This window comes from Rhizobium sp. 05L429 (assembly GCF_056397645.1).
The window spans coordinates 1-12,185 of the sequence record NZ_JBFTNV010000002.1; the positions used below are offsets into that span (position 1 = coordinate 1).

A 12,185-nucleotide genomic window follows, 5' to 3' on the forward strand; every position below is an offset into this window, starting at 1 on the left:
TGTCTGCGCCGCCGAGACACTCGAAAAGAAACGCCAGCCGCTGATCTATCGCATTCACGATGGACCGACGCTCGCCAAGCAGGAAATCCTGCGCGAATTCCTCGCCACGCTCGGCATCTCGCTTGCCAAAGGCGGCAATATGCGGGCCAACAATTTCAACGGCATTCTCGCCAAGGCGGACGGCACGGCGCATCAGACCATGGTCAACGAGATGGTGTTGCGGTCGCAGAGCCAGGCAATCTACAGTCCTGAAAACATCGGCCATTTCGGCCTGAACCTGATGAAGTACGCACACTTCACCTCGCCGATCCGCCGTTATGCCGACCTCATCGTGCATCGCGCGCTGGTCGGCTCGCTCGGCTTCGGCGAAGGCGGCATCACGCCGGATGAAGAGGCAACACTCGACGATATCGCCGCCGAAATCTCGACCTTCGAGCGACGCGCCATGGCCGCCGAGCGCGAGACAGTCGACCGTCTCATTGCCCATCATCTTGCCGGCCGTATCGGCCAGGAATTCGAAGGGCGCGTTTCGGGTGTCACCAAATCCGGCCTGTTTATCATGCTGCCGGACTATGGCGCTGATGGTTTCATCCCTATATCTACGCTCGGCACCGACTACTTCATCTATGACGAGGCTCATCAGGCCCTAAGCGGTGAAAAAACCGGCCTTGGCTATCGTCTCGGCGATAATGTGACGGTGCGGCTGGCAGAGGCGATACCGCTTGCAGGCGCCCTGCGTTTTGAAATGCTGAGCGAGGGACGCAACATGCCGACGGCGGTGCGCTCCTTCCACAAGGCCGGACGACGCGATGCAAATCGCGCACGCAAGAAGGTCGGAACAAGGCCGCCGCGCGGGCGGCGCTAGTTCCGGAAAGGAAAGACCTATGAGCACACCGACAGACGAGGTCGTCCGCTACGGGGATACGCCCGATGCAGAGCGCCCGCTCGGACGCTCCATCATGCGCGGCATGCTCAACCGCTGTCCGGCCTGCGGCGTCGGCAAGCTGTTCAGAGCCTTCCTCAAACCCGTCGATCATTGCGCCGCCTGCGGCGAGGCTATGTACCACCAGCGCGCCGACGACCTGCCGCCTTATCTTGTCATCTTCGTGATCGGCCACGTCGTGATCGGTGGCTTCATGCTGACGGACATGGCCTTCGTGCTACCGGTCTGGGCACATCTCGCCATCTGGGCGCCGATCACCATCATCACCGCACTCGTCTCGATCCAGCCGATCAAGGGCGGCGTCATAGGCCTGCAGTGGGCGCTGAGGATGCATGGTTTCGGCGGCGGCGACGACGAACATGATGAATACGACATACCCGGCCGGCAAGCTTGAACACCTTCACCTTACAGACATATTTCGCGTGTAGTGGCAGCGACCTAAGCGCCACGGCCTGTAGCCGACTATCTGCAGCAGATCGAAGCGGTAATCATTTCTTGTGCGGGGAAGGCTTACACTCCAGGAATTGCCGACGAACGCCCGAAATATTATGAACCCTGCCCGTCACTCGGATTTGGCATGTCTATGTCTTTCTATGTGACACCAGACGGACGATTCGTCCGCGTACTTCTCTAAGGATGGATAAATGTCTCAGCCGAGAAACGGCACACCGGGCGATGTCGAGGAAATCCATTGGCCTTCTCTGGTGGCAGCCGTCTCGTCCATTTCCGCCGTTGGCATCGCGATCGGCCTGGGACTTCCTCTTCTGAGCATCATTCTCGAAAAGCGCGGCATCTCCTCCACCCTTATCGGTCTCAATACGGCCATGGCCGGCGTAGCAGCGATGGTAGCAGCGCCGATCACCACCAAGCTGGCGCATAAATACGGGGTGGCGCCCACCATGCTGTGGGCGGTGCTGATCTCGGCATTCAGCGCGCTCGGCTTCTACTACGCGCAGGACTTCTGGATGTGGTTTCCGCTGCGCTTCGCCTTCCACGGCGCCACGACCACACTCTTCATCCTCTCTGAATTCTGGATCAACGCGGCCTCGCCACCTTCCAAACGCGGCTTCGTGCTCGGCATCTACGCGACCGTCCTTTCACTCGGTTTTGCAGCCGGCCCGCTGATCTTCTCGCTGCTCGGCAGCGACGGCATCCTGCCCTTCCTGGTCGGTGCCTTTGCGATCCTCTTGGCTGCGATCCCGATTTTCATCGCCCGACATGAAAGCCCTGTCCTGGACGAGAAGCCGGAGCTGCATTTCATGCGCTACGTCTTCCTGGTGCCGACCGCGACCGCAGCCGTCTTCATTTTCGGTGCGGTCGAAGCCGGCGGCCTCTCGCTCTTTCCGATCTTCGCGGTGCGTGCACATTTCACGGAATCGCAGGCGGCCCTGCTGCTCACCATGATGGGTGTCGGCAACGTCATCTTCCAGATCCCGCTCGGGTTGCTTTCGGACCGCATCAAGGACAAGCGTCCCCTGCTCGTTCTGATGGCGTTCACCGGTTTCATCGGCACGATGATGCTGCCGATCCTCGTCGATAACTGGCTTCTCATGGCCGGGCTTCTGGTTTTCTGGGGCGGTTGCGTCTCCGGTCTCTACACAGTCGGACTCAGCCATCTCGGCTCGCGACTGACAGGCTCGGACCTTGCGGCAGCCAATGCGGCCTTCGTTTTCTGTTATGCGGTCGGCACCGTTGCCGGTCCGCAGGCGATCGGCGCGGCCATCGATGTTGCCGGAAACAACGGTTTTGCCTGGGCAATTGCCTGCTTCTTCGGGCTTTATGCCCTGCTCGCCGGCATAAGACTGCTTTTCCTCGGAAAGCGGGCTTGACTTTTCGGGCTAGATTCGTAGTTTCGCGCCAGAATTTGCCGTGGAGCCTATCCGGCTTTCCACGGCTTTCATTTTCTTAAAGGCAGGACGACCATGGCCAAGGCTACCACTATCAAGATCAAGCTTCTGTCGACGGCCGACACTGGTTTCTTCTACGTCACGACGAAGAACAGCCGTACGATGACGGACAAGATGACGAAGACCAAGTACGACCCGGTTGCTAAGAAGCATGTCGAGTTCAAGGAAACCAAGATCAAGTAATTTACCTGATCTCACGGTTTTTTCAAAAAAGCGCGCGCCCTCGGGTTGCGCGCTTTTTGTTTGTACTGGGCTCGCATGAGGCAATGTTAGCGCAAACAAGAAAAACGCCGCCCTTCCATCTTCGGGAAGTGACGGCGTTTTTACGAAAAGGGGGTCGGCCAGCATGCAAAACGGCACGAGGAACCGTTTAAATTGCGTACCAGCCGACCGACCCCACGACCCAGGAGATGCGGCGGACCTGAGCATCATGGGGTATCGACGGCTCCTCCATGGGAGCGTTTTCTGTTCTAAGTCGATAATTTGCGCAAAAATGAAAGAAAATCAACAAATTCTTAATGGTAAAATTTCAAGGCATGATTCTATGGTTAAAAGTCCAGTTTTGGTACATGTAAAGAAACATCCAGTTCTCTTTTACCAAAAGGACAATATTTGCCCCTGCCAAGAATTCGATAAATATATCACAATAACACGGTCGCCCCTACCCTTACGTAAGGCGCCGGCGTTACGTGTTCCGAAATACGACTTACGCGGACAAGCTGTCCATGAGGTGGTTATAGTTCGCTCTTCTTTCTTCATTCATTGCCTCTATCTTTCGGGCGCAGGCGAGGTACGTCATCGGAAGAAACAGGCTTTAAAGTTCATTTTTTCGCTATCGGCTTGAAAAGCAAGCCTCCTCGTTGCAGCCATCAACATTAAATATTCGTAAGGTCCAGCTACCCCCAGTGGATAATCGAAAGCGACGCGTTACGGAGCGCCGTATCGTCAGGCGGCTGAGGCCACGACGCGGTTGCGCCCGGTGTTCTTCGCCTCATAGAGCGCAAGGTCTGCCTGCTTCATGAGCTGGTCGGGCGTTATGACCGAGGCGATACGCGAGGATATGCCGAAAGAGGCCGTAATACTCAGCGTTTCGCCCGACGACCTCAGCAGGAACGGCGTGCTTTCGATCGCCGCGCGCAGCCGCTCGGCAACGGCCGCGGCGACTTCCGGCGAGGTGTCCGGCATGACAACGACAAATTCCTCCCCGCCATAACGGCAGGCGAGATCAGCGCCACGAACGGTCGAGCGCACGCGGTTTGCAAATTCCTTCAGCACCTGGTCGCCACCGTCATGGCCATAGGTATCGTTGACGTGCTTGAACCTGTCGATATCGGTGATCAGCACCGAGAGCGGCCGGCCGCGGGCCATCGAACGGTTGAAGAGCACGTTGAGATGGTTGTCGAGATAACGGCGGTTGTTGAGGCCGGTCAGCGGATCGGTGACGGCGAGCTCGATCGTCTGCTTGACGCTGGCGCGCAGGCGGTCGTTGTAGCGCTTGCGGCGGATCTGCGTCAGGCTGCGGGCGACCAGCTCGTTCGGATCGACGGGGCGGACGATATAGTCGTTAACGCCGAGATCGAGCGCGCGGATCACCATTTCATCGGAGCCCTGCTCCGTGATGATCAGGATCGGCAGGAAACGGGTCCGCTCCAGCGAGCGAAATTGCGAGCAGAGTCGCAGCGGGTCGTAGTCATCGAAATTGGCGTTGACGATGACAAGTTCGAAGGCGCTCTCGGCCGCTTCGAAAAGGGCAGCCTGCGGATCGGAAATGGCGACAACATCGGCGACGGGCTTCAGCGCCCTGATAATGCGTTCCTGCGAGTTGGCGCGGCTGTCGACCAATAATATCTGTCCCGCCTCGTCGTAGCGACCGTCGCCGGCTCGCATCAGTTCATCCAAGCCCATCGTATGGGCCGTCTCGGCGCGCATACGAAGTTCGTCGCTCAACGTCTTCAGGCGCAGCAGGCTCTTCACCCGGGAGATCAGCTGCAGGTCGTTGACCGGCTTGGTCAGGAAGTCGTCGGCGCCGACCTTCAGGCCACGCACACGGTCGGCCGGCTGGTCCAGCGCGGTGACCATGACGACGGGAATATGGGCAGTCTTCGGATTGGCCTTCAGCCGCTCGCAGACTTCGAAGCCGTCGATGCCGGGCATCATGATGTCGAGCAGGATGAGATCGACCTGGTTGCGGTCGCAGATCGCCAGCGCCTCGTGGCCGTCGGCTGCGGTCAGTACGTCGAAATATTCGGCCAGCAGCCGCGCTTCGAGCAGCTTCACATTCGCCGGAATATCGTCAACCACCAGTATTCGCGCAGTCATGAATCTTTTCCGATGCCTCAGGCGTCGCCCAAATAAGTTTTGATCGTTTCAATGAATTTTGGAACGGAGATCGGCTTTGAGACATAGGCCTCACAGCCGCCCTGACGAATCCGTTCCTCGTCGCCCTTCATGGCGAATGCGGTGACGGCAATGACCGGGATCACGTGGAGTTCGTCGTCTTCCTTCAGCCATTTTGTCACTTCAAGACCGGACACTTCCGGAAGCTGAATATCCATAAGAATAAGATCAGGGCGATGTTTGCGAGCAAGATCAAGCGCTTCCATGCCATTACGGGTCTGTATCGTGGTATAGCCCGAGGCCTCGATGAGGTCGCGAAAGAGCTTCATGTTGAGCTCGTTATCTTCTACAATCATCACCTGTTTGGGCATGACAAGCTGTCCTTACGTCCGTTCTTGAAGCCAGATGTCTCTTGAAAAGACATTAGCTGACAAATGGCTCCATGAAACCGATAGCGCAAACTACCGGTATTTGGTTGAAAAAAAGGTAACTTGACCGCCGCAATGCAAAGCAACTTCAAGACTTCGAAACAACTTGCGGCGGCAGCCGCTCCGCAAGAAACGGCCATTGCCGTGCTCGGCTGGCTGGCGAACGACCCAGATCTCTTCGGCCGCTTCCTGGCACTGACCGGCGTCGAGCCGCAGCAGGTGCGTAGTGCCATCAACGATCCCGGCTTTTTGGCCGGCATGCTCGATTTCCTCATGAACCACGAGCCGACGGCGATCGCCTTCTGCGAGGCGACAGGCACGACACCGGAGGCGCTGACGGCGGCATGGCGCCACTTCTCGCCGCCCGGTCTCGATTCCGGAGAATACTGATGGTGAGCGCCGAACTCGACATCTCGCATATCCGCCTTGGCGACAGGCCGCTCATCGTCTGCGATGTCGATGATGTGGTGCTGCAATTCATCGATCCTTTTCAACAGTACCTCAAAAGCCTCGGCCACGAATTCCTGCCGCGTTCCTTCCGCCTCCACGGCAACATCGTCTCGCTCGCCGACGGGCTTGCGCTCGAGGATCAGCATGTCAGCCGGCTGATCCTCGAATTCTTCGAGGCCCAGGAAAGCTGGCAGACGCCGTTCGATCCGGTCGTTTCGACACTCGAACGCCTGTCTGATGACGCCGACGTCCTGTTCCTCACCGCGATGCCGCCGCAATTTTCCGCGCATCGCCGCCGCCTTCTCGACAGCACCGGTCTGAACTTCCCGCTGTTGGCCAGCGAGCAGCCGAAGGGACCGATTGTGCAGGCACTGCATGGCGGCCGCGACCTTCCTGTCATCTTTATCGACGATATGGCGCGGAACCTGCATTCCGTGAAGGAGCATGTGGCCGATTGTCTGCTCATCCATCTCATGCCGGACTCGCCCGTCCACCGCTTCGCGCCGGTGGCCGCCGAGGATATTATGCGGGCGCGAGACTGGCCGCATGCCTCAGAACTCATCGACCAGCATCTCGCGGCAGGCCTCGTCAAACGCACAAATCCAGCCGCATGAGCGGCCGGCCGTCCTTGCGCCGCGCGATCGTCTCGAAACCGGCCGTATCGAAAATCGCCGTCGAACCGATGCAAAGCGTGACGGATTTCGACTGCTTCACATGGTCGATCGGACAGGCCTCCAGCAATCGCGCGCCCTGGCTGCGGGCATAATCGATGGCTCCGGCAAGCAATCTGTGGCTCAGCCCTTTGCCGCGCAGCTTCGGCAGCAGGAAGAAACAGCTGACTGCCCAGATAGAGGGATCATGCGCATCGTCCTCCTCCAACGGCCGCGAGACCGTGCGCGGCGAATTGAACTGCGGCACATCATGGCGCGGTCCGACCTGCACCCAGGCCACCGGCTCGCCTTCGACATAACAGAGGATGCCCGGCGGCGGTCCGGCCGCGATTCGACCCTGCATATGGGCCTTGCGCTCCAAAGACTCCATCTTCGTGCGGACGGCATGCGGCAGGCGTAGCGCCACACACCAGCAATTATAAAAGGCACCCTGTGGGCCGAACAGCTTTTCAAAGTCGCCCCAGCGTTCGGCCGTGACAGGGTCGAAACGAAGATCGATATCCACGGCCAAGCTCTCCTCCTCTCTTGAGACTCGAAAGCTTAGGGCGTAATGTTGCGATGTTCAACCTTTGTTCCCACCATGGCGCCTGCATCTGACAAGACACCCGGCTTCTGTCGCGACTGCCTTGCCGAGCAGAAGGGAGACGTGCGCCGCTGCCATGCCTGCGGCAGCCCGCGTCTCGTACGTCACAAAGAACTCTATGACCTGACGCTCGCGCATATCGATTGCGACGCTTTCTATGCCGCAGTCGAGAAGCGCGACAATCCGGAACTCGCCGACAAGCCTGTGATTATCGGCGGTGGCAAGCGAGGCGTGGTCTCCACCGCCTGCTATATCGCACGCATCCACGGCGTACGCTCGGCCATGCCGATGTTCAAGGCGCTCGAGGCCTGCCCGCAGGCGATCGTCATCCGCCCTGATATGGAGAAATATGTTCAAGTCGGGCGGCAGGTCCGCGCGCTGATGCAGGAGCTGACGCCACTCGTGCAGCCCCTGTCTATCGACGAGGCCTTCCTGGAACTCGAAGGCACCGAACGGCTGCATCACGATCCGCCAGCCCGCACGCTGGCAAAGTTCGCCCGTCGCATCGAAAAGGAGATCGGCATCACCGTCTCGGTCGGGCTCTCCTACTGCAAGTTCCTCGCCAAGGTCGCCTCCGATTTACAGAAGCCGCGCGGCTTTTCGGTTATCGGGCGGGAGGAAGCTGTCGAGTTCCTGGCGCCTCGCCCGGTAACGACCATCTGGGGCGTCGGCAAGGCCTTCGCTGCGACGCTCGAAGCCGATGGCATCCGCACGATCGGCCAACTCCAGGAAATGCAGGAGAACGACCTGATGCGCCGCTATGGCAGCATCGGCCAACGGCTTTCTCGCCTGTCGCGCGGCATCGACGACCGGGAGGTGCATCTCAACGATGCCGCCAAGAGCGTTTCGGCTGAGACCACTTTCTTCGACGATATTTCGCGCCATGACGATCTGGTACCGATCCTGCGCAATCTCTCGGAGAAAGTTTCCTGGCGACTGAAGAAGAACGGCATTGCCGGCCAGACGGTCGTGCTGAAGATGAAGACAGCCGATTTCAAATCACGAACCCGCAACCGGCGGCTCGAGGATTCGACACAGCTTGCCGACAAGATCTTCCGTACCGGCCTCGACCTTCTGGAGAAGGAAACGGACGGCACGAAATTCCGCCTGATCGGCATCGGCGTCACCGATCTCGGCGATGCCGGCCGGGCCGATCCGCCCGATCTCATCGATCAGCAGTCCGGCCGGCGTGCGGCGGCGGAGGCAGCGATGGACAAGCTGCGCGACAAGTTCGGCAAGGGCACAGTCGAAACCGGCTATACGTTCGGCGGCAAGGGCGACCGGTAGGCTAGGCTTGCACCGTGGCCACTTCCTGCAAAGCGGCATCGCGGTTCTTCAGCGCCTGGGCATAACCCGGATCGAGCGCGATGGCGCGGTCGTAGCTCTCTACCGCCTCGTCATGGCGGCCCAGCCTTCGCAGTACGTTGCCACGATTGTTGAAGGCGATGGCATGGCCGGCGTCCAGCGCGATGGCTCGGTCGTAACTTCCAAGCGCCTCTTCGAAATTTGAAAGCCGCGCGAGAATATTGCCGCGATTGCAATAGGCCGAGGCGGAGGCCGGTTTCACCCCGATCGCCTTGTCGACACAGTCTCTGGCTGCGCTGAAATCGCCCTTCTGCAACAGTAGCAACGCCAGATGCTGCAGGGCATCGAAATGCTCCGGCACGACCGAGATCACCTCGCGGTAGCCCGATTCCGCTGCGGCAAGATCGCCGGCGCGGTGCCGTTCGGTGGCGGCACTGAAATGGGCTGCGGGATCGCTTACCAGCCTCGGCCGCTGCGCTGCTTCGATTTCCGCCAGCAGCGAGATTGCGGGTGCACGCGCATCATCGACGACAAGGATCTGCCGGCAGCAGAGTTCTGCAGCGTCCGGGTTTCCGCTCCTGAAGAAATGCACCGCCTGATGCATGGCGATATCCAGCGAGCGCGGATCGAGGCGATCGCCGATATTGCGGCCGGAGAGCGTGGATATCTGCAGCTTCTCCACGATATGGTGTTTTGAGCCAAAGAGGTCCTTGTAGCCATAGTTGCCAGTGCCGAGGTCGTAGGTCCGATAGCCGTTCTCGATGCCCCAGCGCATGTTGTAGCAATGCAGCATGAAGCCTGGGCTGATCGAGCGGCGGAAGGTCAAGTCGCGGCTTCCAAGGAAGCACACCATCGACTTGCGATAGGGATCCAGGAAGACGATGAAGGTGCCGACCGGCTTGTCCTTGTCCCAGAGGATCGGCATGAAGACCGTGCCATCCTTTATGCAGGCCGGCAGCATGTGCCGGCTGTTGTCGAGGATGAACTTGCCGTAGCGCGGCTGACGCTTACCCCACTGCACGTTCCACATCTCGTAGAAGATCTCGAGATCGCGCTCCATCGTCTCCGGCGTCACATGCGTGATGCGCAACTCGTTTTCCGGGTCGACGAGATCGCGCAGCGCCTTGCGGGCGTTGCGCCGCGTCTTGGCGCCGATGCGCTCATGCAGGAAAGTTTCGAAATCCTCGCCGAGGGGGATGTAAACATAGACGTCGTGGTCAATATTTTCGCCGTCAGCGGTGATATGCGGCCGGCGCGGAACCTTCCTCCTTGAGAACTCGGAAGGCTGAAAGGCGGCCAGAAACGTCTTCAGCCTCGCCTCGGGCATATAGATATCGTCGAGATCGAGATGCTTCCAGTTGAAGCTTTGCAGGCAATCGGCGAAAGCGCTCAGCGCCGCCTCTGCATCCTCGGGACGCGTCAGAACACCGTTGCAGCCGGCATAGGGCGTGCCACCTAGGCGTACGACATTGCCAAGGCCCTGCCATTCCTCGAAATCCACATGAAGCTGAATGGGAAGGAAAGCCACATAGCGCTCGTCCCCCTGCCGTCTGGCGGCCAGAACGAACCATAATGTCCGCCGCTCCAGCCATCGGGCGATCCAGTGCCAGGAAAGGAAATAGTGCCCTTCCGGATCGGCGGCATAGACCTCGTTCCAGTTATCTTTCAGGGCATGCAGATCATCGAACGCAGAAACAATATCGACATGCATTTCCAAGTCTCCCCCAAGACTTCTCCTTTTTTAGATTTGCATAAAATTGAATATCCCACAATCTCGTGATCAAAGCGCACCGGCGTATTCAAGCCTTCGTTAAACTTCGCGTGCTTAACTCGCGTCGTTTTTGTGCATGTGGTGTATTGCGTCATGTCTGTGCGTGTAGGTGTCCTTATCGGGTTGCTGTCGGCGACCGCTCTTGTCGATCCGGCTTTTGCAGCCGATGCGCGTACGCTGCAGATATTCGTGTCCAAGGACCAGCAGTCGCTGGCCGTCTATGACGGTACGGAGGTCGTGGCGACCTCCAAGATCTCGAGCGGCAAGGACGGTCATACGACGCCGAGCGGCATCTTCTCCGTCATCGAGAAGCAGAAGTACCACGAATCCAACATCTATTCGAATGCGCCGATGCCCTTCATGCAGCGGCTGACCTGGTCCGGCATCGCGTTGCACGAGTCCAATTCCGTACCGCGCTATCCGGCGTCGCACGGCTGCGTGCGCATGCCCGACGCCTTTGCGAAATCACTCTACAAAATGACCGAGATGGGCGTGCCCGTCATTATTACCGACAGCGAGCTGACACCGCAGCCGATCGACCATCCGACCCTGTTCCACCCGGAGCGGCCCGAGCCGTCGCCACTGCTCTCGGACGTCGAGCTGCGACCATCCATCGGCGATGCGAAGACGCAGGTGCAGGTCGCCATGAACGAGACGACGGCTGCCCTGCCGATGCCGCAGTTCCAGCTGCAAGCGCCCGCTGCGGATACCGCGCCGATCAGCATGCTGATTACGCGCCGGACGCTGCGTGAAAACGTCATCGATATTCAGACCCTGCTAAACCAGCTCGGCTTTGCCGCCGGCGAACCTGACGGGCTGGCCGGTCCTGCGACCGTTCAGGCCATCAATGCCTTCAAGGCGCTGCGGCCAACGGAATTTGCCCGTGACAAGGGTCTGATCACGGATACTCTCCTAAGGGAAGTTTACGCTGCAGCAGGCAGAGGCGAGCCTCCGAATGGCGTCATCATGGTACGCAAGGATTTCAGGCCGCTCTTCGAGGCGCCGATCACGATTGCCGATCCAGGACTTGCGCTCGGCACACACTTCTTCTCGCTGCACGCAGTTGATGAGGCGGCCGGCACGGCGGATTGGCTGGGCGTCACGCTGGAGAACAATCTCTCCCGCGAGACGGTGAAGCGGCTCGGCATCGCCAATCAGGAAAGCTCCATCATCAGCGGCCGTCCAATCGCCAGAGCGCTCAGCCGTATCTCGATGTCAGAAGAAACCCGTCACCGGATTGATGCGCTGATCTCGCCCGGCTCGACGCTGACGATCACAGATACCGGTCTCGGTTCCGAAACCGGCGAAGGCACGGAATTCATTACCATCACTCGCGAGAGCTGAGGCCTACCAAAGCTTCTCGCTGGCACGCTCGTCGTAACTTCGGCGGGCGGAGATGATCTTTGCCTGGTTCGTCTCGGTCCAGACGACGAGCGCCTTGATGGTCTCATGCAACGTGCAGCCGAGCTCCGTCAGAGCATAATCGACCCTTGGCGGCACCACTGGATAGACTGTCCGCTCGATCAGCCCGTCACGCTCGAGCTGGCGCAACGTCGTCGTCAGCATGCGCTGGCTGATGCCATCGATGCTCTTGCGCAACTCAGTAAAGCGTAACGTGCGTTTTTCGAGCAGGGCAATGACCAGCAGCGACCACTTGTCGGCGATGCGATCGAGGATCTGGCGCACCTCGCAGTCCTCCCGCGCATCCCACTGGTGGATATCGTAATCGCGGTCGGTGCTGCAGCAGTCACTCGGTGAGTTTGAAGTGCCTTCTTCCATGGGTTGGAACC

Annotated in this window: 13 protein-coding genes; 8 read left to right on the plus strand and 5 right to left on the minus strand. The window is 59.3% G+C overall.

Annotated elements, in window-relative coordinates; translation table 11 throughout:
* From AC1DNW_RS01700 to rpmG, 4 genes are all read left to right on the plus strand, one after another.
* Positions 1 to 865: RNB domain-containing ribonuclease (locus tag AC1DNW_RS01700; RefSeq protein WP_477851783.1), on the plus strand; the 865-nt coding region annotated here is incomplete at its 5' end.
* A gap of 19 nt (positions 866 to 884) precedes the next feature.
* On the plus strand, positions 885 to 1,337 hold the full coding sequence (locus AC1DNW_RS01705) for a DUF983 domain-containing protein (protein ID WP_113310771.1): 453 nt from the start codon (positions 885 to 887) through the stop codon (positions 1,335 to 1,337).
* 250 nt (positions 1,338 to 1,587) lie between these two features.
* Positions 1,588 to 2,772 (plus strand): MFS transporter, encoded by a 1,185-nt coding sequence (locus AC1DNW_RS01710; RefSeq protein WP_113310770.1) that lies wholly within the window; start codon positions 1,588 to 1,590, stop codon positions 2,770 to 2,772.
* Positions 2,773 to 2,865: 93 nt separating this feature from the next.
* Positions 2,866 to 3,033, plus strand: a complete 168-nt coding sequence (gene rpmG / locus AC1DNW_RS01715) for a 50S ribosomal protein L33 (RefSeq protein ID WP_003547442.1) — start codon at positions 2,866 to 2,868, stop codon at positions 3,031 to 3,033.
* Between the two features lie 762 nt (positions 3,034 to 3,795).
* Here rpmG and AC1DNW_RS01720 read toward each other — a convergent pair.
* Positions 3,796 to 5,169 carry a PleD family two-component system response regulator gene (locus AC1DNW_RS01720; protein ID WP_113301258.1) on the minus strand — a complete coding sequence of 458 codons (1,374 nt, stop codon included), beginning with the start codon at positions 5,167 to 5,169 and terminating at the stop codon, positions 3,796 to 3,798.
* 17 nt (positions 5,170 to 5,186) lie between these two features.
* On the minus strand, positions 5,187 to 5,558 hold the full coding sequence (locus tag AC1DNW_RS01725; protein ID WP_003547430.1) for a response regulator: 372 nt from the start codon (positions 5,556 to 5,558) through the stop codon (positions 5,187 to 5,189).
* 132 nt (positions 5,559 to 5,690) lie between these two features.
* On the opposite strand from AC1DNW_RS01725, the gene AC1DNW_RS01730 reads away from it, so the two are divergent.
* Both AC1DNW_RS01730 and AC1DNW_RS01735 read left to right on the plus strand, forming a co-directional pair.
* On the plus strand, positions 5,691 to 6,005 hold the full coding sequence (locus AC1DNW_RS01730; RefSeq protein WP_113310769.1) for a DUF3572 domain-containing protein: 315 nt from the start codon (positions 5,691 to 5,693) through the stop codon (positions 6,003 to 6,005).
* Complete coding sequence (locus tag AC1DNW_RS01735; RefSeq protein ID WP_113310768.1) at positions 6,005 to 6,679, plus strand: hypothetical protein; 675 nt, start codon at positions 6,005 to 6,007, stop codon at positions 6,677 to 6,679. Before AC1DNW_RS01730 ends, AC1DNW_RS01735 begins: the two co-directional genes overlap by 1 nt.
* Here AC1DNW_RS01735 and AC1DNW_RS01740 read toward each other — a convergent pair.
* Positions 6,654 to 7,241 carry a GNAT family N-acetyltransferase gene (locus AC1DNW_RS01740; RefSeq protein ID WP_113310787.1) on the minus strand — a complete coding sequence of 196 codons (588 nt, stop codon included), beginning with the start codon at positions 7,239 to 7,241 and terminating at the stop codon, positions 6,654 to 6,656. The genes AC1DNW_RS01735 and AC1DNW_RS01740 overlap by 26 nt on opposite strands.
* Before the next feature lie 75 nt (positions 7,242 to 7,316).
* On the opposite strand from AC1DNW_RS01740, the gene AC1DNW_RS01745 reads away from it, so the two are divergent.
* Positions 7,317 to 8,606: a DNA polymerase IV gene (locus AC1DNW_RS01745; protein ID WP_113310767.1), complete on the plus strand. Its 1,290-nt coding sequence runs from the start codon at positions 7,317 to 7,319 to the stop codon at positions 8,604 to 8,606.
* A 1-nt stretch (position 8,607) separates the two neighbouring features.
* Here the strand turns inward: AC1DNW_RS01745 and AC1DNW_RS01750 are convergent, their stop codons facing one another.
* On the minus strand, positions 8,608 to 10,335 hold the full coding sequence (locus AC1DNW_RS01750) for a GNAT family N-acetyltransferase (protein WP_113310766.1): 1,728 nt from the start codon (positions 10,333 to 10,335) through the stop codon (positions 8,608 to 8,610).
* Between the two features lie 153 nt (positions 10,336 to 10,488).
* On the opposite strand from AC1DNW_RS01750, the gene AC1DNW_RS01755 reads away from it, so the two are divergent.
* Positions 10,489 to 11,739, plus strand: coding sequence for a L,D-transpeptidase family protein (locus tag AC1DNW_RS01755; RefSeq protein ID WP_113310765.1), 1,251 nt, complete (start codon positions 10,489 to 10,491; stop codon positions 11,737 to 11,739).
* Positions 11,740 to 11,742: 3 nt separating this feature from the next.
* On the opposite strand, the gene AC1DNW_RS01760 is transcribed toward AC1DNW_RS01755, so the two are convergent.
* Positions 11,743 to 12,174: a winged helix-turn-helix transcriptional regulator gene (locus AC1DNW_RS01760; protein ID WP_113301252.1), complete on the minus strand. Its 432-nt coding sequence runs from the start codon at positions 12,172 to 12,174 to the stop codon at positions 11,743 to 11,745.
* Positions 12,175 to 12,185 lie beyond the last annotated feature (11 nt).